Annotated in this window: 29 protein-coding genes; 27 read left to right on the top strand and 2 right to left on the bottom strand. The window is 60.9% G+C overall.

What is annotated here, in order from left to right; translation table 11 throughout:
- Positions 1-4 precede the first annotated feature (4 nt).
- A complete protein-coding gene (gene hydA / locus AAAV21_RS04095) occupies positions 5-1,372 on the top strand; it encodes a dihydropyrimidinase (protein WP_349107665.1) in 1,368 nt (455 codons plus the stop codon).
- A gap of 118 nt (positions 1,373-1,490) precedes the next feature.
- Here hydA and yqeC read toward each other — a convergent pair whose 3' ends face one another.
- Positions 1,491-2,228 (bottom strand): selenium cofactor biosynthesis protein YqeC, encoded by a 738-nt coding sequence (gene yqeC / locus AAAV21_RS04090; RefSeq protein WP_349107663.1) that lies wholly within the window; start codon positions 2,226-2,228, stop codon positions 1,491-1,493.
- Positions 2,229-2,330: 102 nt separating this feature from the next.
- Between yqeC and yqeB the strand changes: the two genes are divergently transcribed.
- From yqeB to AAAV21_RS03975, 23 genes are all read left to right on the top strand, one after another.
- The gene (yqeB, locus tag AAAV21_RS04085) at positions 2,331-3,125 is read left to right on the top strand and encodes a selenium-dependent molybdenum cofactor biosynthesis protein YqeB (protein ID WP_349107662.1); all 795 of its coding nucleotides are present in this window, start codon (positions 2,331-2,333) and stop codon (positions 3,123-3,125) included.
- A 9-nt stretch (positions 3,126-3,134) separates the two neighbouring features.
- Complete coding sequence (locus tag AAAV21_RS04080) at positions 3,135-4,178, top strand: XdhC family protein (protein ID WP_349107660.1); 1,044 nt, start codon at positions 3,135-3,137, stop codon at positions 4,176-4,178.
- Positions 4,179-4,503: 325 nt separating this feature from the next.
- Positions 4,504-5,061 carry a 50S ribosomal protein L5 gene (gene rplE / locus AAAV21_RS04075; RefSeq protein WP_006235260.1) on the top strand — a complete coding sequence of 186 codons (558 nt, stop codon included), beginning with the start codon at positions 4,504-4,506 and terminating at the stop codon, positions 5,059-5,061.
- Positions 5,062-5,140: 79 nt separating this feature from the next.
- Complete coding sequence (locus tag AAAV21_RS04070; protein ID WP_022094280.1) at positions 5,141-5,326, top strand: type Z 30S ribosomal protein S14; 186 nt, start codon at positions 5,141-5,143, stop codon at positions 5,324-5,326.
- 119 nt (positions 5,327-5,445) lie between these two features.
- The gene (rpsH, locus tag AAAV21_RS04065) at positions 5,446-5,844 is read left to right on the top strand and encodes a 30S ribosomal protein S8 (protein WP_006235262.1); all 399 of its coding nucleotides are present in this window, start codon (positions 5,446-5,448) and stop codon (positions 5,842-5,844) included.
- A gap of 33 nt (positions 5,845-5,877) precedes the next feature.
- A complete protein-coding gene (rplF, locus tag AAAV21_RS04060) occupies positions 5,878-6,414 on the top strand; it encodes a 50S ribosomal protein L6 (RefSeq protein WP_006235263.1) in 537 nt (178 codons plus the stop codon).
- A 75-nt stretch (positions 6,415-6,489) separates the two neighbouring features.
- The gene (gene rplR, locus AAAV21_RS04055; RefSeq protein WP_055252235.1) at positions 6,490-6,858 is read left to right on the top strand and encodes a 50S ribosomal protein L18; all 369 of its coding nucleotides are present in this window, start codon (positions 6,490-6,492) and stop codon (positions 6,856-6,858) included.
- Positions 6,859-6,872: 14 nt separating this feature from the next.
- Entirely contained in the window at positions 6,873-7,397 is a 525-nt protein-coding gene (gene rpsE, locus AAAV21_RS04050; protein ID WP_055252236.1) for a 30S ribosomal protein S5, read from the top strand.
- A 2-nt stretch (positions 7,398-7,399) separates the two neighbouring features.
- The gene (gene rpmD / locus AAAV21_RS04045; RefSeq protein ID WP_006235266.1) at positions 7,400-7,582 is read left to right on the top strand and encodes a 50S ribosomal protein L30; all 183 of its coding nucleotides are present in this window, start codon (positions 7,400-7,402) and stop codon (positions 7,580-7,582) included.
- Between the two features lie 3 nt (positions 7,583-7,585).
- Positions 7,586-8,035, top strand: coding sequence for a 50S ribosomal protein L15 (gene rplO / locus AAAV21_RS04040; RefSeq protein WP_006235267.1), 450 nt, complete (start codon positions 7,586-7,588; stop codon positions 8,033-8,035).
- Positions 8,029-9,315 (top strand): preprotein translocase subunit SecY, encoded by a 1,287-nt coding sequence (secY, locus tag AAAV21_RS04035; protein ID WP_035137447.1) that lies wholly within the window; start codon positions 8,029-8,031, stop codon positions 9,313-9,315. The genes rplO and secY overlap by 7 nt, the downstream gene beginning before the upstream one ends.
- An 18-nt stretch (positions 9,316-9,333) precedes the next feature.
- The gene (locus tag AAAV21_RS04030) at positions 9,334-9,960 is read left to right on the top strand and encodes an adenylate kinase (RefSeq protein WP_349107658.1); all 627 of its coding nucleotides are present in this window, start codon (positions 9,334-9,336) and stop codon (positions 9,958-9,960) included.
- Positions 9,957-10,745 (top strand): type I methionyl aminopeptidase, encoded by a 789-nt coding sequence (gene map / locus AAAV21_RS04025; protein WP_349107656.1) that lies wholly within the window; start codon positions 9,957-9,959, stop codon positions 10,743-10,745. Before AAAV21_RS04030 ends, map begins: the two co-directional genes overlap by 4 nt.
- Positions 10,746-10,978: 233 nt before the next feature.
- Positions 10,979-11,197, top strand: coding sequence for a translation initiation factor IF-1 (gene infA / locus AAAV21_RS04020; RefSeq protein ID WP_035137443.1), 219 nt, complete (start codon positions 10,979-10,981; stop codon positions 11,195-11,197).
- 150 nt (positions 11,198-11,347) lie between these two features.
- Positions 11,348-11,461 (top strand): 50S ribosomal protein L36, encoded by a 114-nt coding sequence (gene rpmJ, locus AAAV21_RS04015; RefSeq protein ID WP_006363204.1) that lies wholly within the window; start codon positions 11,348-11,350, stop codon positions 11,459-11,461.
- Positions 11,462-11,475: 14 nt separating this feature from the next.
- Entirely contained in the window at positions 11,476-11,850 is a 375-nt protein-coding gene (gene rpsM, locus AAAV21_RS04010) for a 30S ribosomal protein S13 (RefSeq protein WP_022094275.1), read from the top strand.
- Between the two features lie 14 nt (positions 11,851-11,864).
- A complete protein-coding gene (gene rpsK, locus AAAV21_RS04005) occupies positions 11,865-12,269 on the top strand; it encodes a 30S ribosomal protein S11 (protein WP_006235274.1) in 405 nt (134 codons plus the stop codon).
- Between the two features lie 19 nt (positions 12,270-12,288).
- Positions 12,289-12,885, top strand: a complete 597-nt coding sequence (rpsD, locus tag AAAV21_RS04000; RefSeq protein ID WP_006235275.1) for a 30S ribosomal protein S4 — start codon at positions 12,289-12,291, stop codon at positions 12,883-12,885.
- Positions 12,886-12,917: 32 nt separating this feature from the next.
- The gene (locus tag AAAV21_RS03995) at positions 12,918-13,859 is read left to right on the top strand and encodes a DNA-directed RNA polymerase subunit alpha (protein WP_006235276.1); all 942 of its coding nucleotides are present in this window, start codon (positions 12,918-12,920) and stop codon (positions 13,857-13,859) included.
- A gap of 30 nt (positions 13,860-13,889) precedes the next feature.
- Positions 13,890-14,372 (top strand): 50S ribosomal protein L17, encoded by a 483-nt coding sequence (rplQ, locus tag AAAV21_RS03990; protein ID WP_089573564.1) that lies wholly within the window; start codon positions 13,890-13,892, stop codon positions 14,370-14,372.
- Between the two features lie 92 nt (positions 14,373-14,464).
- Positions 14,465-15,289 carry a tRNA pseudouridine(38-40) synthase TruA gene (truA, locus tag AAAV21_RS03985; protein ID WP_349107653.1) on the top strand — a complete coding sequence of 275 codons (825 nt, stop codon included), beginning with the start codon at positions 14,465-14,467 and terminating at the stop codon, positions 15,287-15,289.
- Between the two features lie 203 nt (positions 15,290-15,492).
- Entirely contained in the window at positions 15,493-16,491 is a 999-nt protein-coding gene (locus AAAV21_RS03980; RefSeq protein ID WP_349107651.1) for a glycosyltransferase, read from the top strand.
- Between the two features lie 132 nt (positions 16,492-16,623).
- Positions 16,624-17,061 (top strand): ArgR family transcriptional regulator, encoded by a 438-nt coding sequence (locus tag AAAV21_RS03975; RefSeq protein ID WP_006235280.1) that lies wholly within the window; start codon positions 16,624-16,626, stop codon positions 17,059-17,061.
- A 184-nt stretch (positions 17,062-17,245) separates the two neighbouring features.
- Here the strand turns inward: AAAV21_RS03975 and AAAV21_RS03970 are convergent, their stop codons facing one another.
- The gene (locus AAAV21_RS03970; protein WP_271806599.1) at positions 17,246-19,444 is read right to left on the bottom strand and encodes a PBP1A family penicillin-binding protein; all 2,199 of its coding nucleotides are present in this window, start codon (positions 19,442-19,444) and stop codon (positions 17,246-17,248) included.
- 162 nt (positions 19,445-19,606) lie between these two features.
- Here AAAV21_RS03970 and AAAV21_RS03965 point away from each other — a divergent pair, with 162 nt between their 5' ends.
- The 3 genes from AAAV21_RS03965 to AAAV21_RS03955 all read left to right on the top strand — a co-directional run bounded on the left by AAAV21_RS03965 (position 19,607) and on the right by AAAV21_RS03955 (position 24,917).
- Entirely contained in the window at positions 19,607-21,565 is a 1,959-nt protein-coding gene (locus AAAV21_RS03965) for a U32 family peptidase (protein ID WP_349107649.1), read from the top strand.
- Between the two features lie 97 nt (positions 21,566-21,662).
- The gene (gene tyrS / locus AAAV21_RS03960; RefSeq protein WP_035137437.1) at positions 21,663-22,874 is read left to right on the top strand and encodes a tyrosine--tRNA ligase; all 1,212 of its coding nucleotides are present in this window, start codon (positions 21,663-21,665) and stop codon (positions 22,872-22,874) included.
- 222 nt (positions 22,875-23,096) lie between these two features.
- Positions 23,097-24,917 (top strand): adenine deaminase C-terminal domain-containing protein, encoded by a 1,821-nt coding sequence (locus tag AAAV21_RS03955; RefSeq protein ID WP_349107647.1) that lies wholly within the window; start codon positions 23,097-23,099, stop codon positions 24,915-24,917.
- The last annotated feature ends 176 nt before the right edge of the window (positions 24,918-25,093 follow it).

The raw sequence follows: 25,093 nt of genomic DNA, 5'->3' as shown, positions 1-25,093 counted from the left end.
CAACATGATCATCATCAAAAACGGCGCGCTCGTGACGCCCCAGGGGCTTCGTCGCGCCGACCTTGCCATGGAGGGCGATAAGATCGTGCGGATCGCCGCGACGATTGAGCCGGGCGCGGATGATACCGTCCAGGACGCCACGGGCTGCTGGGTGTTTCCCGGCTTTATCGACGGCCATACGCACATGCAGTGTTGGACCGGCATGGACTGGACGGCAGATAGCTTTGAGACCGGCACACGCGCGGCTGCCTGCGGCGGTACCACGACCATCGTGGACTACGCGACGGCCGACCGCGGCGTGACCATGCCCGATGCCCTTGCCGAGTGGCATCATCGCGCCGACGGCACCTGCACGGCAAACTACGCTTTTCATATGGCACTCGCCGAGTGGAATGAGCGCAACTGCGCCGATCTTTCGGCCATGCGCGAGGCAGGCGTGTCATCGTTTAAGACCTACTTTGCCTATGACCACCTGCGTCTGGACGATGCCGAGACCCTTGAGGTGTTGGAGGAGCTCAAGCGCGTGGGCGGCATCCTGTGCGTGCATTGCGAGAACGGCACGCTGGTTAACGCGCTGCAGAAGCGCGTGTTCGAGCAGGGGATTCACGGGCCCGAGGGCCATGCGCTCAGCCGTCCGGACGTGTGCGAGGGCGAGGCCGTGAGCCGTCTGCTGTACTTGGCGCACCTTGCCGGTGACGCCCCGGTCAACGTGGTGCATCTTTCGACCAAGCTGGGGCTCGAGGCCATTCGTGCGGCCAAGGCGCGCGGGCAGAAGAATATCTATGTCGAGACCTGCCCTCAGTATCTGATGCTCAACGACACCTGCTATTTAGAGCAGGGTGAGGACGGCTTTGCGGGCGCCAAGTATGTGATGAGCCCGCCGCTTCGCCATGCAGGCGACCGCGCTGCGCTGCGCGAGGCGCTTGTGGCCGGCGAGATCGATACTATCGCCACCGACCACTGCAGCTTTAACCTGCACGGGCAAAAGGACCGCGGCCGCGACGACTTCCGTGCGATTCCCAACGGCGGACCCGGCGTGGAGCATCGCCCTGTCGCGATTGCCACGAGCTTTGAGGGGCAGTTGGGCCCCGAGGACCTCTGCCGTCTGATGAGCGAGAACCCGGCGCGCGTGTTTGACATGTATCCGCGCAAGGGCTGTCTTGCCGAGGGCTCCGATGCCGACGTCTGCGTGTGGGATCCCCAGGCGCGCTGGACCATTCGTGCGGCGACGCAGCATCAGGCCGTGGACTACACGCCGCTCGAGGGTTTTGAGGCACATGGCCGCGCCAAGGCTGTCTACGTCAACGGCGTGCTGGTGGCGCGCGACGGCGAACCCACCGGAGCCCAGCCCGGTCGCTATGTTCCCCGCTAGCAAGAAGGTCGCCAGGATAGCTTATTTGGGAGATTATTTTTCTGGGACGGGGATTAAAAAATCATCTCAGGGTGCTCTCTCAACATCGGGTAGCTAAAACGGCCCCGTCCTGAATTAGCTACCCTTTGAGGCTGGTGGCGAAGATGGGGTGGTTGAGGGCCGCCTCGAAGTGGTCGGCCATTGTGGGGTCGTTGAGCGTGTCGACCTGGTTGAGCATGATGCGAGCGGTGCTGAGCCCCAGCTCCTGCAGCTCGGCATTGAGCACCCGGGCGACGCGTTCGGGCGTGGCGATGTCGGTTGCCTCGCAGCCGCAGCGTTCGCAAAAGAGCTCGGGGCGGTGGACAGCCTCATCGACGGGTCTGCCAAAACCTGAGGCGCCGACGATCCAGACGATGTTGGCCGTGCCAGAGGGAATCACCGGCTCCCAGGCGGCGTGGGCCTTGAGCGGGAGCCGCTTGCTGCCATCCGCCTCGGCCAAGACGTAGTCAAAGCGCTGGGACAGTTGGTCGAGCGGCTCGGCGGGGACGGAGAGCTTGCCCGTCTCCGGGTCTAAGACGCCTGCCTGGCAGATGCTTCCGCGCGCAAGGCCTGCGCAGGCCTCGCAGGTGCAACCGGGGACATGTGCGGCGCCCGGCTTCCAAGGTGCGGCGTCCAGACGACGACTCGACCCGTCCCATGGCACGCCGGCGACGGGAAACATATGCGTGGTGGTGCAGAGGAGCACGCGGCCGCCAGCGCGCATGAGCTCGAGCCCCAGCGTCTTTAGCAAGGTCGACTTGCCGCCGCTGCCGATAATCGCGGTAATGCCCGGCTCGATCCTGAGCGCCGAGGCAAGATTGCCGCTAACCGTTTCCATCTGTTCACCGCCGTATAATACTGTGATAATAAATAATCATCAGAGTAGCGGTCGAACCGCTTTTGCTCTGCTCAAACCGTAGCACAGGGAGGTGCCCCGGGAATGCTCGTTTATGTTCGCGGCGCCGGCGATATCGCCACGGGCGTTGCCGCTCGCTTGGTGCGCGCCGGCGTGTCGGTTGTCATGGCCGATATCGCGGTTCCCACGTGCATCCGTCGCACAATCAGTTTTTGCGAGGCCATTCGCCTGGGCGAGGTCCAGGTCGAGGACATTCGTGCTCGCTTGGCGCAGACGCCGGCAGAGGCGCTTACAATTACCGAGGCTGGAGACGTCGCCGTCGTGGTAGACCCCCAGGCCAAGATGCTCGACGAACTGAAACCCGCTGCCGTGGTCGACGCGATTCTGGCCAAGCGCAACTTGGGCACCACGCGCGATATGGCGCCTGTCGTCATCGCCGTGGGGCCGGGCTTTACCGCGCCGGTTGACTGCGATGCCGCAGTCGAGACCATGCGCGGTCATTTCCTCGGCCGCGTCATCACCCAGGGCTCGCCCCAGCCCAATACGGGCGTGCCGGGTGTCATCGCCGGGTATGGCAAGGAGCGCGTTATCCACAGCCCCGCCGCCGGCGTGTTTAGGTCAGATCATGCGATCGGCGACATTGTGAGCGCCGGCGAGTGTGTTGGCTATGCGGGTGATACTCCCATGGTCACGCAGATTGACGGCTGCCTGCGCGGCCTTTTGGCCGACGGCGTTCAGGTGACCGAGGGCTTTAAATGTGCCGACGTCGACCCGCGCAGCGATGCCGGCTATATCAACTATATTTCGGACAAGGCGACGTCGGTCGGCGGCGGCGTGCTCGAGGCGCTCGCCATGCTCACCGACGTTTTTAGGGGATAGGAAGCGGCGATGGAAAAGCTCGATGTGGTGAATGCAGCGCTTGGCGCCCTGAAGGCTGGTAAGACGTGCGAGCTGGTGGTCGTGGCCGGAACGGCGGGTTCGTCGCCGCGCGGCGTGGGCGCCTGGATGGCCGTGTTTGCCGATGGCAGTCAGGCTGGCACCATCGGCGGCGGCAAGATTGAGCTCTTTGCGCTGGACGAGGCTCGCGAGCTGCTGGCCGCAGGGCAGTCGCGCCTGGTCCGCTACACCATGGGCGGCGAGAACTCCGATACCGGCATGATCTGCGGCGGAGCCATCTGCCTGTGCTATCTGCACCTTGACGCGGCACGGGCGCCGTTGTTCCGGGAGATTGCCGATGTGCTGGTGTATCGCCGTATCGGCGACTTCACCATCGATTTTGAGCCGTTTATCGCAAATGCGCTCGAGGGCGATGTGGCCGAGTACCATGGCGAGGCATCGCGCCATACCATTGCCGGCTGCCCTGAGCTTTCGCTGGTGGAGGAGGGGAGTAAGGTCACCTACACCAACGCCGCCTCCGAGATTCCCCCGGCGCACATCGAGACGCTCTGCCCCGAGGGCCTGACCTACATCTTTGGCTGCGGACACGTGGGTGCTGCGACGGCGCGGGTGCTCACGGCGGCGGGCTTTGCCGTCGTGGCTTGCGACGACCGCCCCGGCACGCTGACCCCCGAATGGGTGCCCGGTGTCTACGACCGTCGTCTGGTCGACTACAAGAACCTGAGCAAGCAGTGCCCCATCGGCCCGCGCGACCTAGTGGTCGTCGCCACGGCGGGTCACAAGTCCGATATCGACGTGGTGATTCAGGCCATGCGCGCCAAGCCTGCCTACCTGGGCTGCTTGGGTTCGCGCCGTAAGACGGCCTTTGTGCGCGCCCGCCTGGAGCAGGAGGGCTTTACGCAGGACCAGATCGACGGGCTGCACCTGCCGATCGGCGTTGCCATCGAGGCCGAGGATCCCGAGGAGATTGCCATCTCCATCGCTGCCGAGATGATCCACCTGCGCCGCACCAAGCTCGTCCCCCGCAAGCGCTAGTCGCATCCCCATCAATAAGTTGCGGTGAAATGCGGGCTGTTTAAGCCAGTTAAGCCGTCAAACAGTCCCTATTTCACCGCAACTGCCATTTTCCTCCGTCGCATGCGGATCGGTTTGTGCGGGGGAGTTGTGGAGTTGTGCAGGCAGACGAGGTTTTTCTGGAAAAACGCTCCCGATGCGCGTATAGTACCGATTGTTTTGTCGGCTCCTGCTGTGTCGAGTCCAAACCGCGTAATGCCATGAGCGGCGCGGATGCAGCCAGGAGGCACGAGGACAACCCATCGTGGCCACGCCCCGTGCTTAAAACCCCAAGAAGGAGTGAACAATGGCAGAAGAGAAGTATGTGCCGCGTCTGAAGACCAAGTACAACAACGAGGTCAAGCAGCAGCTTCAGGACAAGTTCCAGTACGAGAACGTCATGATGATCCCCAAGTTTGAGAAGATCGTCGTGAACATGGGTGTCGGCGAGGCCGCTACCGATTCCAAGGCCATCGACGGTGCCGTGCGCGACCTGCGCGCCATCACCGGCCAGCAGCCGATGATCACCCGTGCCCGCAAGTCCATCGCTACCTTCCGCCTGCGCGCTGGTATGCCGATCGGCTGCAAGGTTACCCTGCGTGGCGACCGTATGTGGGAGTTCTTCGATCGTCTGACCTCTGTCGCAATCCCCCGTATCCGCGACTTCCGCGGCATCTCCGCCAAGAGCTTCGACGGCCGTGGTAACTTCTCCATGGGCGTCACCGAGCAGCTCATCTTCCCCGAAATCGACTTCGACTCCGTCGATCACCAGCGTGGTATGGACATCACTTTCGTGACCACCGCCAACACCGATGAGGAGGCCAAGGCCCTTCTGGACGCCTTCGGTTTCCCGTTCAAGAAATAGGTTCACCTGCCCTATGAGCGCCGTTCCCAGAAGGGGGCGGCGCTTGGGGCGAACAATACTCTATGTGAGGAGGATATAAGTGGCTAAGACATCGATGATCGTCAAGTGCAATCGCAAGCAGAAGTTCTCTACTCGTGAGTACACGCGCTGCCAGCGCTGCGGCCGTCCGCACTCTGTGTACCGCAAGTTCGGCCTGTGCCGTGTCTGCTTCCGCGAGCTTGCACTCAAGGGCGAGCTTCCCGGCGTTAAGAAGGCCAGCTGGTAAGTCACTACCAGCGTTTCAAGCATCAGTTTGAAACAGGGAAAACGCGCTAAAAAGGCTTTGCCGTTAAGGGCGGCGAAGAACCAAGAGCACGTGTTCATCAAGAACGAAGGAGAATCTGTATGAACCTTACAGACCCGATCGCAGATATGCTTACGCGCATCCGTAACGCTAACTCTGTGAACAAGGCCACGGTCTCCATGCCGAGCAGCAAGAAGCTCGTCGAGATCGCTCGTGTTCTGCACGAGGAGGGCTACATCGAGGGCTACGATGTCGAGGACACCGTTCCCCAGAAGACTCTGCACATCACGCTTAAGTATGGTCCCAAGAAGGCTAAGGTCATCAACGGCATCCGCCGCATTTCCAAGCCGGGCCTGCGTAAGTACACCGGCGTTGCCGACATGCCCCGCGTCCGCGGTGGCCTTGGTACCGCCATTATTTCCACCAGCCATGGCGTCATGACCGACCGCGATGCTCGCAAGCACAACGTCGGCGGCGAGATCATCGCTTACGTCTGGTAATTCGCTCGGTAGGTAGAAGGAAAGGAGATCACCGTGTCTCGTATCGGTAATAAGCCTGTCCAGATTCCCGCCGGAGTCGAAGTGGCAGTCAACGGCAACAACGTTGTCGTCAAGGGCCCCAAGGGCCAGCTCGAGCTCGATGTCTTTGAGAAGCTCGCTATCAACGTCGAGGACAACGTCCTCACCGTTTCCCGTCCCGACGACGAGCGTGAGACCCGTGCTCGCCACGGCCTCACCCGCGCCCTCATCCACAACATGGTTGTTGGCGTTTCCGAGGGCTTCGAGAAGAAGCTCGAGCTCGCCGGCGTCGGTTACCGCGTGCAGCAGAAGGGCAAGAACCTCGAGTTCTCCCTGGGCTTCTCGCACCCCGTGATCGTCGAGGCTCCCGAGGGCATCACCTTCGAGGTTCCCGACAACACCCACGTGAACGTCAAGGGTATCAACAAGCAGCAGGTCGGTCAGATCGCCGCTGAGATCCGCGGCCATCGTCCTCCCGAGCCTTACAAGGGCAAGGGTATCCACTACGTTGGCGAGCACATCCGCCGCAAGCTGGGTAAGGCCGCCAAGTAGTCGTAACCGACTCACTCGCATAAGACCAGCACCCCGTCAGGTGCTGGCAAGATCAACCTTTTTAGGAGTTTACGTATGAACAAGCATAAGGCGAAGCTGGAAGGCCTCAAGCGTCGTCAGCGTCGTGTTCGCGGCAAGGTCTCGGGTACCGCCGAGCGTCCGCGTCTTCGCGTGACCCGTACTAACGCCAACATCTATGCCCAGATCATCGACGACAGCAAGGGCTCCAGCCTGACGCTCGTCTCTGCCTCGACCCTCGAGGCCGAGTTCAAGGGCACCCACACCTCGAACAAGGAGGCTGCGGAGAAGGTCGGTCAGCTCGTTGGCAAGCGCGCCATCGAGGCCGGCATCACCAAGGTCGCCTTCGATCGTGGTGGCCGTATCTACCATGGCCGCGTCAAGGCCCTCGCCGACGGTGCTCGTGCCGCCGGTCTCGAGTTCTAGGAGGTATGTAGCACATGGCTCGTAATCAGAAGCAGCAGCGCGAGGCCTCCGAGTTCGAGGAGCGCGTCGTTTACATCAACCGCGTGTCGAAGACCGTCAAGGGTGGTCGTCGCATGAGCCTCGTCGCTCTCGTCGTCGTTGGCGACGGCAAGGGTAACGTCGGCGTTGGCATGGGCAAGTCCGCTGAGGTGCCCCTGGCCATCTCCAAGGCGTCTCTCGATGCCAAGAAGAACATGTTCCACGTGCCGGTGACCGAGCAGGGCACCATCCCGCACGAGGTTCTCGGCCACTTTGGTGCCGGCCGCATCATCATCAAGCCCGCTGTCGAGGGTACCGGCGTTATCGCCGGCGGCGCCGTGCGTCCCCTCTTTGAGCTTGCTGGCATCAAGAACGTCCTGTCCAAGTCCCTCGGTACCGACAACGGCCTCAACATCATCAAGGCTGCCGTCGAGGGCCTCAAGGAGCTCTCCAGCCCTGAGGACGTCGCGGCTCGCCGTGGCCTGACGGTCTCCGAGATGTTCGTCGGTAAGGAGAACTAAGCATGGCTGACACCATCAAGATCAAGCAGGTCCGCAGCACCAACGGTTGCAAGCAGGACCAGGTCCGTACTGTCCGTGCCCTCGGTCTCCACAGGATCCGCGAGGTTCGCGAGATTGCTGACAACGAGTCCGTCCGCGGCATGATCTTCAAGGTCAAGCACCTTGTCGAGATTGTAGAGGAGTAGCAAATGCAGCTTCACGATCTTACTCCCGCGCCCGGTTCCACCAAGAACCGCAAGCGCGTCGGCCGTGGCAATTCTTCGGGTCACGGCACCACTTCTGGCCGCGGTCAGAAGGGCCAGGGTTCCCGCTCTGGCGGCACCAAGGGTGCCGGCTTCGAGGGTGGCCAGACTCCGCTGGCTATGCGCCTGCCCAAGCTTCCGGGCTTCCGCAACCCCCGTCGTATCGAGTACACCGCTGTTAACGTTGAGCGTCTCGAGCGTAAGTTCGAGGATGGCGCTGTGATCGACGGTGCCGCTCTTAAGGCCGCTCGCATCACCAAGAGCGAGTTCGAGCCCGTCAAGGTGCTCGGCAATGGTGAGCTCACCAAGAAGTTCACGGTCAAGGTCGACAAGGTCAGCGCTTCTGCGCAGGCCAAGATCGAGGCCGCCGGCGGAAAGGTCGAGCTGCCGTGCTAAATGGTCTTAAGAATGCTTTCCGCATCAAAGAATTGCGCGAAAAGATTCTTTTTACCATAGCTATGCTCGTCGTGTACCGCATTGGTGCGCACGTTCCTGTGCCCGGCATTCCCTTCCAGGGGATGCTGGGCCTTTTCTCGACCGATAACAATTCGGTCGCCGCAGGTGCTATGGCCCTCCTGAATCTTTTCTCTGGCGGCGCGTTGAGCTATGTGTCGGTGTTTTCGCTGGGCATCATGCCTTACATCACCAGCTCGATCATCCTCCAGATGCTCCAGGCCGTCGTGCCTTCCCTGCATGAGCTTGCCCGCGAGGGCGAGGTTGGTCAGACCAAGATTACGCAGTATTCGCGTTACCTCACCCTGGCTCTGGCAATCCTCAACTCCGTGGGTTACCTCTTCCTCTTTAAGAGCTTCGGCATCAGCTTCAATGGCGCCGGCGCTCCCGAGATCATCTTCGACCTCATGATCGTCGGCACGCTTACCGCGGGCGCCATGCTGATCATGTGGATCGGTGAGCTCATCACCCAGCGCGGTATCGGCAATGGCATGTCGCTGATCATCTTTGCGAACATCATGGCCGGTCTGCCGCAGGCGATCTTCTCCAGCACTGAGGGCAATGCCGGTGGCATCATCACCATGGTGATCATCTGCGCCATCATCCTGCTGGTTATCCCGCTGATCGTTTTCCTTGAGCGCGGCCAGCGCCGCATCCCGGTCTCCTACGCTAAGCGCGTCGTGGGCCGTCGCATGATGGGTGGCCAGACCACCTACCTGCCCATCAAGGTCAACACCGCGGGTGTCGTGCCGATCATCTTCGCCTCGGCGCTGCTGTACTTCCCGGCTCAGATTGCTGTGTTCTTCCCCGGCATCGGCTGGATTCAGGCAGTTGCCTCTGCGCTTTCGACCGGTTGGCTCAACTGGGTGCTTAATGTTGTCCTCATCGTGTTCTTCGCGTACTTCTACACCTCCATGGTGTTCAACCCCGATGACACGGCCGACAACCTTAAGAAGCAGGGCGGCTTTATTCCGGGCGTCCGTCCGGGTAGGGCTACCGCGGCCTACATCAAGAACGCGCTCAACAAGATTACGCTTCCCAGCGCTGTCTTTTTGGCGCTCATCGCCATCGTGCCTTCGATCATCTTCTCATTCACTGGTAACCATCTGATCCAGGCATTTGGCGGCACGTCCATCCTCATCATGGTCGGCGTCGTGCTCGACACGGTCGATAAGCTCGAAGGCCAGATCAAGATGTATGATTACGATGGATTCTTTAAATAGGCTAGAGGAGGATTGCTCATGAACCTCGTATTGCTCGGAGCTCCGGGTGCCGGTAAGGGTACCGTTGCACAGGAGCTCGTCGCCGAGTTTGGCGTCGCTCACATTTCCACGGGCGACCTGCTGCGTGCTGCCGTCAAGGGTGGCACCGAGCTTGGTATTCAGGCTAAGAAGTACATGGACGCTGGCGAGCTCGTTCCCGACCAGCTCGTGATCGACCTTGTCAAGGAGCGCCTTGCCGCCGATGACGCCCAGCAGGGCTTCATCCTCGACGGCTTCCCGCGCAACACCGCCCAGGCTGTGACGCTCGATTCCGAGCTCTCCGCCATGGGTCGCGAGATCGATTGCGCCCTTCTGGTCGACGTGGCCCCCGAGGTCATCATCGATCGTCTGTCTTCGCGTCGCACCTGCCGCGCCTGCGGTTACACCGGCACTGCTGCCGATGTCACCTGCCCCAAGTGCGCCGGCGAGATGTATCAGCGCGACGACGACAAGCCCGAGACCATCAAGAACCGTCTCGACGTCTACGAGAAGTCCACGAGCCCGCTCGTCGACTACTATCGTGGCCAGGGTCTGCTCAAGTCGGTCAACGGTGACCAGGCTCGCGAGACCGTGTACGGGGATGTCAAAGAGGCTCTCGGTCTATGATCAAGATTAAGTCTGCAACGCAAATCGAGCAGATGAAGAAGGCGGGAGCGCTATCTAAGATGGCGCTCCGCCACGTTGGAGCCATGGTGCGTCCTGGCGTTTCGACTTTTGAGCTCGATCAGCTCGCGGAGCAGATTATCCGCATGCATGGTGGCACCCCGGCCTTTAAGGGTTACGGCGGGTTCCCGGGAACCATTTGCGCATCGATCAACGATGCCGTGGTCCACGGTATTCCCAACCCCGACATGATCCTGCGCGATGGCGATATCATTTCCATCGATACGGGAGCCGTTGTCGACGGTTGGGTCGGCGATAACGCTTGGACGTTTTTCGTCGGTACCCCCACGCCCGAGGCCAAGGCCCTGTGCAAGGTCACGCGCGATTGCCTTAAGGCTGCCATCGAGCAGGCTGTTCCCGGTAACCATATCGGGGATGTTGGTTATGCCGTTCAGTCTCTCGCCGAGTCTCACGGCTATGGCGTGCTTCGTGACTATGTGGGCCACGGCATTGGCCGCGTGATGCACGAGGACCCCAACGTTCCTAACTATGGAAAGAAGGGGAGGGGCGTTCGCCTCCAGGCCGGCATGGTCATTGCCATCGAGCCGATGGTTACGATGGGTTCCAACCATGTGAGCACAGGCTCCGACGGTTGGATTGTTACGACCAACGACCACCTGCCCGCCGCGCACTACGAGAACACCGTCGCCATTACCAATGACGGTCCGGTGATTCTTACCACGGATGCGCAGGGTTCCTGGTGTTCCTTGCAAGGCGGTGAAATGTAGGAGTCGCCGCCCTCTGATGCCCAACCTCGCCTTTCAATTTCGAAGGCATGACCCCAAGGTCTATGCCTTCTCATTTCAAGGCGATCTTGGGTATCAGGGAACGGCTTTGTTTTTACATTTCAAATGTAACAAGTTCCACTTAGTTGTGGAGCCATTACGAAGTTATTACGATGCGTGCATACGTGTTGTAGAATACTCAATCGCTGTCGTTTTCTAGAGAAAGATGATTGCTTGTGAAGAAGGAAGACGCAATTGAGCTCGAGGGTACGGTAAAGGAACCGCTGCCCAACGCCATGTTTAAGGTCGAGCTCGAGAACGGTCATTCGGTTCTGTGCAACATTTCTGGCAAGATCCGAATGAATTACATCCGTATTCTCCCCGGTGACAGGGTTGTCGTGGAGCTTTCCCCGTACGACCTGACCCGCGGCCGCATCACCTATCGCTACAAATAGCGGCACGCATACACGCACTCCATTTCCGACTGCAGGCTTAGCTCAACCTACGGTCGGATTGTGTGTGAAGACCAGCCATAGTTTTAAACGCCTGCGGCTGGGCGAGTAGATAGTAGGGAAGTAGTTTGAGCGCTACCGAAAGGAAGAACGATGAAGGTACGTCCTTCGGTCAAGAAGATGTGCGATAAGTGCAAAATCATTAGGCGCCATGGCAAGGTCCTCGTCATTTGCGAGAACCCCCGTCATAAGCAGCGTCAGGGTTAAGAGAGGAGACTACGTTGGCCCGTATTAATGGTGTCGACCTCCCGCGTGAGAAGCGCGTTGAGATCGGTCTGACCTACATTTACGGCATCGGCCGCACCACTGCGACGAAGATTTGCGTCGAGTGCAACGTTAACGTGGATACGCGCGTTAAGGACCTCACCGAGGATGAGGTTAACGCCATCCGCGATTATATCGATAAGAATCAGATCATGGTTGAGGGCGACCTCCGCCGTGAGCGCAACCAGAACGTCAAGCGCCTTATGGACATCGGCTGCAACCGCGGCCTTCGTCACCGCAAGGGCCTCCCGGTCCGCGGCCAGCGCACCCACACTAACGCTCGTACCCGCAAGGGCCCGAAGCGTCAGATCGGTGCTAAGAAGAAGAAATAAGGAGCGCTAGATAGATGGCTACTGCTAAGAAGAACGTTCGCGCTGCCCGTCTGAAGCGCGCGGACCGTAAGAACATTTCCGTGGGCCAGGCTCACATTCGTTCTACGTTCAACAACACGATCGTTTCGATCACCGATCCCCAGGGCAACGTCATTTCCTGGAAGTCGGCTGGCCAGGTGGGCTTCAAGGGCTCCCGTAAGTCCACGCCGTTCGCTGCCCAGATGGCTGCCGAGGCCGCTGCCAAGCAGGCCATGGAGCACGGCATGAAGAAGGTTTCCGTCTTCGTCAAGGGCCCCGGCTCCGGTCGTGAGACCGCCATCCGCTCCCTCCAGGCTGCTGGCCTCGAGGTCTCGAGCATCCAGGACAAGACCCCCATCCCGCACAACGGCTGCCGCCCCAAGAAGCGTCGCCGCGTGTAACTGAAAGGATCGTATCAATATGGCAATCGACAGGACTCCTGTTCTTAAGCGCTGCCGTCAGCTCGGGATCGATCCCGCTGAGCTCGGTTACAGCAGCAAGAAGGAATCTATCCGTCAGCCCAAGCGCCGTCGCAAGGAATCTGAGTACGGCATGCAGCTGCGCGAGAAGCAGAAGGTCAAGTTCATCTATGGCGTTCTGGAGAAGCAGTTCCACGGCTACTTCAACAAGGCCCGCAAGATGAACGGCGTCACCGGTGAGAACCTCATGATCATCCTTGAGTCTCGCCTCGACAACGTCGTCTTCCGTCTTGGCTTCGCCCGCACCCGCAAAGAGGCTCGTCAGTCCGTCCGTCACGGTCACTTCACCGTGAACGGCAAGCGCGTGGACATCCCTTCCTACCGCGTCAAGGCCGGCGACGTCGTCGCTGTCGGCGAGAAGTTCCGTGACCTCCTCCCCATCAAGGAGGCCCTGATTTCCTCCGAGCGCTTTGAGGTCCCTGGCTGGCTCGAGGTCGATATCGAGAAGCTGTCTGGTAACGTGCTCGCTCTGCCGACGCGTGAGCAGATCAGCGGTGATATCAACGAGCAGCTCATCGTCGAGCTCTACTCTAAGTAGTCCATCCGGGCTGCTGAGGCTGGAGGTAATACATGTCAGAATTCATTAGGCCTCAGGTTCAGGTCGAAGAGATCAACGAGACGTCTGCTCGTGTCTCCGTCGAGCCGCTCGAGCGTGGCTACGGCGATACGCTGGGTAACTCCCTTCGTCGCGTACTTCTGTCCTCGCTCGAGGGTGCCGCCGTCGAGGCTATTCAGATCGATGGTGCGCAGCACGAGTTCATGACCATCCCTAACATGGTCGAGGATGTCACCGACATCGTCCTGAATGTCAAGGGTCTTGTCTTCAGGGCTCTCGGCACGACCGACGAGGCGACCGCCACCATCTCGGTTGACGGCCCCTGCGAGGTCACCGGTGCGGACTTCTTTATTCCGTCCGAGTTTGAGCTGGTCAACCCCGAGCAGCACATCGCTACGCTCACCGAGGGTGGCCATCTCACCATGAGCATGCGCATCGGCTATGGCCGCGGCTATGTTTCTGGCGAGGCCAACAAGCGCGACAACGATCCCATCGGTGTGATCCACGTCGACTCGCTGTACTCGCCGGTTTCCCGTTGCGCCAAGCTCGTTGAGGCTTGCCGTGTCGGTCAGCACACCGACTACGACCGCCTTGTCCTCGAGATCGAGACCAACGGCTCCATCGCCCCGCGCGACGCCGTGGTCCAGGCTGCCAATATCATCAACCAGCATATGGCCGCCTTTATGAACCTTGCCGAGACCCCCGAGGTCGAGGAGGAGGCTTCGATCTTCGCTCCCGAGGTCACCAACGACAACGCCGAGCTGGACAAGCAGATCGAGGATCTGGACCTTTCCGTCCGTTCCTACAACTGCCTTAAGCGCGCCAGCATTCACTCGGTCCGTCAGCTCGTTGAGTTCTCGGAGAACGATCTGCTCAACATCCGTAACTTCGGTGTTAAGTCGATCGAGGAAGTGAAGGACAAGCTTGAGTCCATGGGCCTGAGCCTGAAGGCTTAATGCTTCGCATATTTGAGGAGAAACTAGACCATGCGTCACAACGTTAAGAAGGGCCTGAAGCTCGGCACCGATGCGAGCCACACCAAGGCCATGAAGAAGAGCCTTGCTAAGGCCCTCTTCGAGAACGACCGCATCAAGACCACCGAGACCCGCGCTAAGGCGCTGCGTTCGGTCGTCGATCCGATCATCACCTGGGCCAAGAAGGGCGACCTGCACTCTCGTCGTCTGGCTATCGCCAAGCTCGGCGATAAGCAGCTCGTTGCCGAGATCTTCGACAAGGCTGCTCAGGGCATGTGGCAGGACCGCAACGGCGGTTACACCCGCATCATGAAGCTCGGTAACCGCAAGGGCGACAACGCTCCCATCGTTATCATGGAGCTCGTCACCGAGCCTTGCACGCCTAAGGCCAAGAAGGCTGCTCCGGCCCCCAAGAAGGCCGCTGCTCCCAAGAAGGTCGAGGCTGTCGAGGAGACCGCTGCCGAGGAGGCTCCTGCTGAGGAGACCGCTGAGTAGACAATCCGTCTGCATAGGCTATATTCGAGGGGTACGTCCGCGTACCCCTCTTTTTTTGTCGAAATGCCATTACCTGTTTGTTGGGAGCGTCCATGACCGCGCCGTCTGATTTCAATTCGACCCCCGAGCTCGATGCCACGCTCGTTTTCCGCGTGGCCTACGATGGTTCGTCCTATTGCGGCTTTGCCGAGCAGCCCGGTCAGACGACGGTTGCGGGCGAGCTGCGCCGCGCCATCGAGACGCTCCTGCGCCGTCCGATCGACCTGACGTGTGCGGGACGCACCGATGCCGGCGTGCATGCGGTGGCGCAGTACATCAGCGTGCCCGTAACGGACGCTGAGCTTGCTTATACGCGCCGTAGGTGGCTGAGGGCTATGGATGCCCTGCTGCCGAAAGATATCGCCATAAACGAGGTCTACAAGGCCCGTAAAGGCTTTTCTGCACGCTTTGATGCGCGTTCCCGTACGTATACGTACCGTATTGCCGATCGCGACGCGCGTCCCGTGCTCTCGCGGGGCGCCGTGTGGTGGCATCGTTATCCCTTGGACGTCGAGGCCATGTCTGCGGCCTGTCCCGCGCTTTTGGGCGAGCAGGACTTTAAGAGCTTTTGCAAGGTTGCCTCTGCTGTGGGCAAGCCTACACACCGCTGCGTGATGCGGGCCGAGTTTGGCCATGAGGTGGCCTTTGGCGAGGATATCCTGACGTTTACCATCGAGGGCAACGCTTTTTTACATTCGATGGTGCGCACTATTGTGGGCACGCTCGTCGAGATTGGCATGCATCGCCGCGATCCCGAGTGGATGCGCGAGGTTATCGATGCTTGCGACCGTACCGCTGCGGGCCCCACGGCTCCTGCCTGCGGCCTTACGTTTATGGGCGTGGATTACGATCCCGCCGAGCTTGTCGTGCTCGACTAGGGGAAGGCTCGACGTGTCGTGCGTCGACACCTGTCATCTGTGGGCTGCGCGTGTGCAACATCTGTTCTTGGCGTGCAATGCAACCGGTGTCTCATTGCTTTTATTGCCGGGGTGTACCATGAACCACGGTTTGATTCATTGCTGTCGAGAGGACGGATAATTTGGTTCGACGTGGCTCGCATCCGCGACTTTCGGTGATCCTTGTGGTAGAAGGTTCGCCCAGCTATGCGATGCGTGCGCTCGAGAGTATCCAGAACCAAGACCTCTACGATTTGCAGATTGTCGTTGTCTGTCGCGATACTGCGCCCGGTGTGCGCCATTCGCTTCAAGTTGCTGCCGACAGGGACATCCATATTGATTTGATTGACGTCGAGGACGCGACGCGCGGCGCGTGTCTTCGTGCCGGTTTTGCTGCCTCGCGCGGCTCTCAAATCATCGCCATGAACGCCGATGAGTGGTTTGCTCCGCAATCCCTTTCCAAGATGGTCGATATCGCGTGCGATACTGCGGCAGACATAGTGTTCCCCACGGTGTCGCTCGACCGCTATGATGCACATCGAGAGCGCCATTCGCGCGTCTTGGATGCTACTCATATTTCCATTGATAGCAAATCTTCGATGGTGGCCGGGCTGCCTCAGTTGATTTTGGGCGGCTTGGTTGCTCAAGTCTCTGGCGTGATGTATAGTCGTCCGCTGTTTGAGGCATGCCTTTTGTGCGACAAGGCGTTTCGCACAGTTGGGTTTATGGCATGCGCGCTCTCGCAGGCGCAGCGCGTCTCCGGAGGCGGCGACGCTTGTTTCCACGCGGTGGCGCCTAAGCTTGCAGATGCCTTTGATCCCACCATGTATGCCAAGGTATCCGATGACACCCGAGCGCTCGACGAGCTTGCGGACTCACTCTCGGAAGCAGATAGCGGTGGTCGGCTCAAGCTGGCAAGCCAAAAGTTCTACTTTGCCGGACTGGTCGCCTGCATCGAGAATTTGTGTCTGAGCCCGCATGGGGTGTCGTCAATCGAGCGTTCCGCCCGCATGCGTGATATGCTCGAGGCGCCTCGAACCCGTCAGATGGTCGCCGCGCTCAAGGATAACCATCGGGGGCTCGGTCTGTTGTTTGGGCCGATCGCTAGCGCCAAGCCCGCGCGTTGCGTGATGTGTACGCATCTGGCAGCTTTTCTTAACCGGACGGGCGCAAAAACCGCCTAAACGGCTCATTACGAAACAAACTTGCATAGAATTGTTTCGAAATGCGTTCTTATACACAAAAGCCTTCAAATAGCGCTAAACTATTCAAACACTGATTGATTGTCTCCGCCATCTTTTTGAGTGAGGGTTTGTATGGCTAAAAAACGCAATGGGCGCCAGGATGCCATTAGAGATATTGTGCGCAATAAGGACGTCCGCACGCAGCGCGTGCTGGTCGATGAGCTCCGCGCTATGGGCTTTGATTGCACGCAGGCGACTGTCTCTCGCGATATTGCCGATATGGGGCTGCGTAAGCTCCCTGAGGGCATCTATGTTCTGGCAGAGGACCTACACCTGCAGCGCATGGTTTCCGAGCTCGTAACGGGCGTTCTGCGTACCGATAATCTGGTTATGATCAAGGCTCAGCCTGGCACGGCTTCCGGCATCGCCGCCGCCGTTGACGCGGCCGAGTTGCCCGATGTGCTTGGCTCGCTTGCCGGCAACGATACGATTTTGGTTATTGCCCAGACGGCCGAGGACGGCGAGCGTCTTGAGGCGCTGATCAATAAGCTGAGCAATTCTCGCAAGTAGGCGTGCGGGTCGTGCGCTCGGCACTGCGTGCGCTTACATAGTGGCTTGTAAGGGGTATCGACGTTGGTCGGTACCCCTTTTTGTTTGCCGGTATAAAGACCGCCCACCAGGTCGCTTCAAACTAAAAGGCCCCGAGCAGTTCAATAAGCTGCTCGGGGCCTTGTTGGCTTTAGTCGCGTACTTCTTAGCCGACCGTATCGTCAGGCGTGGGCGAGGGGTCGGGAGTGGGCGTAGGCGTAGGCGTGCCGCCATCGCCGCCGGTCGAACCACCAGTGGAGCCGCCCGTCGAGCCACCGGTCGTACCGGTGCCGCCGGTGGTGTCGCCGCCCGTGGTCTCGGTGGTCGTGGTCGTCGTGGTAGTCGTTGTGGTGGTTTCCTCTTCCTCTTCCTCTTCGTCCTTGTCCTTGTCGTCGTTCTCCGACTTCTTGGTGTTGTTGGTGCCGTAGAACTTCCAGACGCTGTTGTTCTTGTAGGTGGGCGCCGTTCCGGTCGCAAACTCCTCGCGCTCGGTACCGGTCAGAACGGTGTTCATAAACCGCTTAAAGACAGGCAGGTTGGTGCTGTCGCCCAGCAGGTCCGTGCCGTACTTTTGGATGGGGATCTCGCCCGCGGAATAGCCGGTCCACAGGGCGCACGCCAGCTGCGGGGTATAGCCGCAGAACCAAAGGTTGGTGGTGTTGTCGGTGGTGCCCGTCTTGCCGGCATAGGGCTGGTTGACACTCAGGGCGCCGGCAGCACCCGTACCGCTGCCCTTCATGACGCCGGACAGAACATCGGTGACCGCGGCGGCCTCGCCCTCGGTAAGCACCTGTGAGGGATTGTCGGTGTGCTGGTACAGCACCGAACCGGTACGAGAATCAATCTCGGTGATGGCGATCGGCTGGCGATAGTAGCCGCCGTTGGCAAACGTCGCGTAGGCGGCGGCCATCTCGAGTGGCGAGATCGAGCCGGTGCCGAGCGTCATGACGGGAACGTCCTCGATGTTGTCCTTGGCGGGGTCGATGCCGAGCTTTTTGACGAGCGAGATGATCTTGCTGTTGCCGACGGCTTCCGCCACCTGGATGTAGCCGGTGTTGGAGGAGTATGCCGTCGCCTGCTTAAGCGTGATGTTGCCATAGCTCTGGTTGGCGTAATTTTGGACCTCAGTCGTGGTGCCCTTGGCCTTGAGCGGCGAGTTGCAGTTGAGGGTGACGTTGGGGTTCATGCCGTTTTGGATGGCAGTTGCCAGCGTAAAGGCCTTAAAGGTGGAGCCGACGGGACGCTTGGCCGTGGCATGGTTTACGTGGTTCTCGTCGGCGTTGTAGTCGTAGCCGCCCACCATGCATTTGATGTAGCCGGTCTTGGGGTCGACGACGACCATGCCCATGTCCAGGCCGTCAAGCGAGAGCGTGTCGAGCTGCTCGCGGACGGCATTCTCTGCCACCTGCTGCATCGTGGGGTCGATGGTGGTCTTGACGGTCAGGCCGCCCTTAAAGAGCACGTCGGTCGAGAACTCCTGCTCCAGCAGCTGCTTGACGTAGGAGACAAAGTAGGGCTGCGAGTATACGTCGACGCCGCTGCCCGAGATTTCGGTCACATTGAGGGTGATGGGCTCGGCCTGTGCGGCATCGTGCTCCTCCTGGGTGATGTGGCCCAGGCGCAGCATGTTGTCGAGAACCTTGTTGCGGCGAGACAGTGCCAGATCGGGATTGACCGTGGGGTCGTACTGCGAAGGCGAGTTGGGAAGGCCGATGAGTAGCGCGGCCTCGCTCAGGGTGAGGTCGGCGGCGCTCTTGGACAGATAGGTCTCGGCTGCGGCCTCGATGCCGTAGGCGCCGTGGCCGTAATAGATGGTGTTGAGGTACATCATGAGGATCTCGTCTTTGGAGTACATGTCCTCCATCTTGATGGCGATGTAGGCCTCGCGCACCTTACGCTCAATGGTCGAGTCGAATTGCTCCTCCTGCAGGATGGTGTTGCGCACAAGCTGCTGGGTGATCGTCGAGGCGCCTTCGTGCCCGCCGCCGAGGGTTGCCACCGCAGCACGCGCGATACCCCACAGGTCGATACCGCCGTGCTCGTAGAAGCGCTCGTCCTCGACGTCAACGGTGCCCTGCAGCACGTAGGGGGAGACCTCGTCCTTGGTGATGGACTTGCGGTTTTGCGTGTAGAAGCTCGCGATCTTGTTGCCGTTACAGTCGACGATCTCGGTGGGCTCGCTCACCAGATACGCGTTGGCGTCGGTGTAGTCGGGCAGATCGGACAGCCAGCGGTTGACGTTACCGACCATGCCGATGCCAAACGCCACGCCCGCAATCAGCAGAAAGCCCAAAAACGAGAGCAGGATTATGGGCAGGGCGTGCGTCTTTGAACGGCTGTGTCCCTGTCGTTGGCGAGGACCCATATATTGACCTCCAGGTATGTCGTGCCAGACGGTGGATGTGCCGTCGGGGCAGGATGGACATAAGTTATTACACGATAAACCAAACGGGGCGCGCGAGGCCTCGTGTATGCTGGAAGACGGCATTTTTCAGAGTGAATGCATACCTTGGTAAGGAGTTTGTCGATGGCGATTCGGACGATGGGGCCGAGCGGACAATACGAGACTGGATTGGATGTTGTCAGTGCGGCGCTGCCCGAGCTGCTGGCGCCGGCGGGCGGACTCGACCAGATACTTGCGGCTATCGCCGCGGGTGCCGATGCCATCTATGCGGGGTTGGGCGGCTTTAACGCCCGTGTGAGCGCCCACGGCTTTACGGATGACGAGTTTGCGCGCGGCTGCGCCGTGGCGCATGCCCATGGCGTGCGTGTATACGTGACGCTCAACGTGTTCGTGTTTGACGATGAGTTGTCCGACGCGGTGGCGTTGGGAGCTCATGCACTGGAGCTGGGCGCCGATGCTCTGATTGTGGCCGATGCCGGGTTGGCCTGCGCGCTGAGCGCGGCGATTCCCGGGGTCGAGATTCACCTGTCTACGCAGGCGGGCGTTCATAGCGAAGGCGCCGTGCGGCTTGCCGCCGATGAGTTGGGGGTCGAGCGCGTGACGACGGCGCGCGAGCTGACGGTCGACGAGATTGCGGCGCTCTGTGCCACGGGCGTGCCCATCGAGGTATTCTGCCACGGTGCGATTTGCATCGGCTATTCGGGGGCGTGCGAGTTCTCGGCCCTGCGGCGTGGGCGCTCGGCGATGCGCGGCGACTGCACGCAGCCGTGCCGTCTGGCGTACGACCTAGTGGACGAGGCGGGGCAGAGTGTTGTTGCCGTCGAGGGAGACCGCCTGCTTTGTCCGCGTGACTATCTGGGTATCGCGCACCTGCCCGAGCTTGTTGCCGCCGGCGTGGCATCGCTCAAGATCGAGGGACGCATGAAGAATCCCGATTACGTATTCAACGTGGTGAGGGTGTGGCGTCGGGCACTCGATATGCTGTGCGACGGCGCGTGGGACTCCGGTGCCGTGGAAGAGCTTGAACGCGAGCTGGGAAGGTCGTTTAACCGTGGGTTTACCGATGCTTACCTGCGGGGTCGTTCGGGTGCCGAGCTCATGAGCTTTGAGCGCGCGATCAACCAGGGCGTGCGCGTGGGCCACTTGGTGGCGGTGGGTCACGAAGAGGTGACGGTTGAGCTTGATGCCGCCGTGGCGGCGGGCGATACGCTCGAAATCCGATTTTACCCGGGTGCCGACGCGCGTCCCGATGTGCCCAAGCGCTGGCCACAGGTGCCTTGCCCCGTGGATGCCGCTGCGGGAGAGCGCATCGTCGTGCATTGCAAACGTAAGGTGGACGCGGGCTGCGAGGTCTATCTGATTCGCAGCGCCGGCGTGTTGGATCAGACGGCGGCGGTGTTGGAGCGCATGCGGGCCGAGGCGGATGCGATTGCGCCCGTTGCGCGTGCCGTTGAGGTGCTGCCCTTTGAGGACGCTGCGGTGGATGGCGGTGCGTCGACGGAGTTGGTGGAGCGCGCGGTTCCCGCTCACATGGTTTTTGCTTGGCAGCTGATGGATGCCGATCCGCGCGGAGAACGCGATTTGTCCGACGCCGTTGTGGTGCTGGACGAGGTGTGCCGCACGGGTGACGCTGATCGGACCCGCTCACTTATGCAGCGTGCCGGGCGCGTCGTCTGCCGCAACCTGGGACAGGTGGTGATCGCTCGCGAGCTGGGCATGACGTTTGACGTGGCGGCGCCGGTGTTCTGCGCGAATCGGGTCACGCTTGCCTGGCTGCGCGGACTCGGGGCGGGGCGGGTGTACTTGTCGGCCGAGTTGCTCGGCAATGATGCGGAGCGTGTTGCCGAGCTTGCCGCTTGTCCCGGTGTCTTGGGGCCTGTCGATGCCGACCGTTCCGAGCTCATGGTGTGCGAGCACTGCTTGCTGACTGCCGAGGGCGCCTGCGCCACGGATGCAACGGGGCAGATCCGTTGCCGTGACTGCTCGCGCCGTCAGCGGGCGCGCTTTTTGGTCGAACGTGACGGCACGCGTTTGCCGGTCGTCATCGACGCGTGCGGCAGGACGAGGATTTTCCTGTCGTAGGTGTTCGGCCGCGCCGTTTTGGTTATCATAAGAGAGTTTATGAACTTCCAGCACCGCCGTATCCGGTGAGGGTGCTATAGCAAAAGGAGGATACCCAATGCTGTCTGTTGACGAGCAAATGCGTATCATCACCTCGGGTGCAGCGCAGATCGTCCCCGAGGCCGACCTTCGCAAGAAGCTTGAGAAGGGCGAGCCCCTCAACATCAAGCTCGGCGTCGATCCCACCAGCCCCGACCTGCACCTGGGCCATGCCGTGCCCCTGCGCAAGATGCGTCAGTTCCAGGACCTGGGCCACAACGTCACCCTTATCATCGGCAACGGCACCGCGCTGATCGGCGACCCCTCGGGCAAGAACTCCACGCGTCCGCAGCTTTCGCAGGAGCAGATCGAGGCCAACGCCGAGACCTACGTGAGCCAGGCCATGAAGATTCTGGACCCCGAGAAGACCACCATCGTGCATAACGGCGACTGGATCCTTTCGATGGACCTGGCCGGCCTGCTGCAGGTGTGCTCCAAGTTCACCGTCGCTCGCATCCTCGAGCGCGACGACTTTACCAAGCGCTACCAGTCCCAGACGCCGATTGCCCTGCACGAGTTCCTGTACCCCGTGATGCAGGCCTTCGACTCCGTTCAGATCAAGGCCGACGTCGAGATGGGCGGCACCGACCAGCTCTTCAACCTGCTCGCCGGCCGCGAGCTCATGGAGAAGATGGGCATGGAGCCGCAGATTGCGCTCACCATGCCGCTGCTCGAGGGCACCGACGGCGTGCGCAAGATGTCCAAGTCCTACGGCAACTACATCGGCCTGACCGATGCTCCCAAGGATATGTTCGGCAAGACCATGTCCATTCCCGACGAGATGATCGGCAAGTACTATCGTCTGGCCAGCTCGCTCACCCCGGCCGAGGTCGACAAGATCGACGCCGCCCTGGCCGACGGTTCCGCCGATCCCTATGAGCTCAAGCGCGCATTGGGCCGCGACCTGTGCGACACCTACCACGGCGCCGGCGCCGGCGACGAGGCCCAGGCCGAGTTCGACCGTGTGTTCAAGGAGGGCCAGCTTGCCGACTTCCCCGAGAAGCACGTTGAGCTGACCGTCAACGACGAGGGCCAGATTTACCTCGCTGGCCTGCTCAAGGACCTGGGCCTTTCGGCCAGCGCCGGTCAGGCCCGCCGCGACATTGACGGCGGCGGCGTCAAGATCAACGGCAAGGCTGTGGCTCCCAAGAGCTACAACATCGATCCGAGCGCCCTCAAGCTGGGCGACACCCTCTCCGTGGGCAAGCGCAAGGGCTTTAAGTTGGTCTAACGAGCGAGTTGACCTCACAAGTGCAATAAGGCCGCAGCCGGGAATCCCGACTGCGGCCTTTTTGGTTACGACGATCCCTTGGGGACGGAGGGATCATTTGGCGGTGCCGTTAAGCGGAAGGGGTGTTAGCGGGACTTTCTTTTGGGCATACAATGGCTATTGGCTTGCTGCGGTGAAGGTCTGTCCGCTCCGCAGCTTTTTTCTACGGTTAAAGGAGTATGTATGTCCGTTGAGGTCATGAGGTCTGTGATCGATGCTGCCGAGGGGCGCGTGCCCGTCGACACGCTGTTTACCAATGCGCAGATTGTCGACGTGTACGGTCAGCGCGTGGCGCCCGGTAGCGTTGCCGTCAAGGGCGGCGTAATCGTCGGCGTGCTCTACGACGGTCGCGACGATGCCGCCGGCACCTATGAGGCTGCCGAGGTTATCGACTGCCAGGGTCGCTATCTCGCCCCCGGCTTTATCGACGGACATCTGCACATTGAGTCCTCGAACATCCGCCCCGCCGAGTATGCGCGCATGGCGGCGACGCGCGGTACTACCACCGCCATTGCCGACAGCCACGAGATCGCCAACGTGGCGGGCCTGGACGGCCTGCACTTTATGATCGAGGACGGTCGCCGCGCGCCCATTTCCATCAAGTACATGATGCCCTCGTGCGTGCCCGCGCTGCCCGATGAGCAAGCGGGCGCTGTGATTACCGCCGCTGACATGCAGGCGTTTTTTGCCGAGCATCCGGGCGATGTTTTTGGCCTGGGCGAGATGATGAACCTGCCGGGTGTCTTTATGGCCGACCCCGAGACCTGTGCTCGCATCGATGCTGCCAACCAGACGCCGTCCAAGCAGGTCGACGGCCATGCACCGCTCGTTGCCGGCAAGGACCTTAATGCCTATGCCGCGGCGGGCATTATCGCCGATCACGAGTCGACGATTCCCGAGGAGGCGCTCGATAAACTGTCTCGTGGCATGTACGTGATGCTGCGCGAGGGCACGTGCAGCCATGACCTGGCCAATCTGTCGCCGATGCTGCTGGAGAACCCCGCGCGCGCCCGCCGCTGCTGCTTTGCGACTGACGACCGCGCCCCTTCCGATGCGCTTGCGACTGGCATGATCGACAATGCCTGCCGCGTGGCGATTGAGGCCGGTATCGACCCCGTGGTCGCTATCTCTATGGCGTCCCTCTCCACGGCCGAGGCGTTTGGCCTGGATCACGGCTGCCGCGACCCGCACGAGTTGCGTGGTGCGATTGCCCCGGGCAAGCGTGCCGACCTGCTGGTGCTCAATGACCTGACGTTTGCTACGGCTCCGCATCGCGTATATGCCGCCGGTGCTCTGGTGGCGCAGGACGGCACCTTTGTGGGCGAGATCGCACCCGAGATGGCCGAGGTTGCGGCCCTTGCCGATGAGCTGCGCGCCTCCGTTAAGCTGCCGAAGCTTTCGCTCGACGTGTTTGACTATGCCTTTAAGCCGGGCGAGGCCGTTATCGATGTCATCCCGGGTATGGCTATCACAGGTATGGCTCGCCCCGAGAGTGCCGAGGGCCTGCGCCGCATTATGCTGATCGAGCGCCACGGCCGCGGCGTGTCGCTGCAGGCCGAGGGCGCCGACGGTGACGGCCCCGCGGGTCTGGGCTTGGTTGGCAAGCATATCGGTCGCGGCTGGGTGCGCGGCTTTACCATCACGGGTGGCGCCATTGCCTCCACGATTGGCCACGACTCGCACAACGTGTGCGTGGTGGGCGACAACGCGGCGGATATGATGGCTGCCGTTGAGGCCGTGGGCCAGGGCGGCCACGTGCTGGTGCGCAACGGCGAGGTCGTGGCGCGCATTCCGCTGGCGCTCGGTGGCCTTATGAGCGAGGGCACGGCCGAGGATGTCGCCGCGCAGCACGACGACTTTATGGTCAAGGCGCGCGCCATGGGTATCGAGCCGCCGCTCGACCCCATCATGGGCATCATTTTCCTGCCCCTGCCGGTAATCCCGACGCTCCGCATCCGCCCCGAGGGCATGTTCGACGTCACGACCTTCACCTACGCCGACTAGTCATCGGGGACGTTCTTAAACGACTAGCCGTCGGGGTGGTGTGTCGCCTGACGCCGCGACCGTGAGACCTCTGGCATGTGTGAGCTATTTGCCAGGTCCTTGTAACGTTTACGCCCGCGGAGTCTTATTTGAGCTCCCTTTGGGTACGTTGGAATCGGATACACGTTCGATTCCAA

This window comes from Collinsella sp. CLA-AA-H302 (assembly GCF_040093305.1).
GTDB lineage: Bacteria > Actinomycetota > Coriobacteriia > Coriobacteriales > Coriobacteriaceae > Collinsella.
Note: the sequence above shows the minus strand (reverse complement) of the source record. Positions and strands in the feature narration are given on the sequence as shown.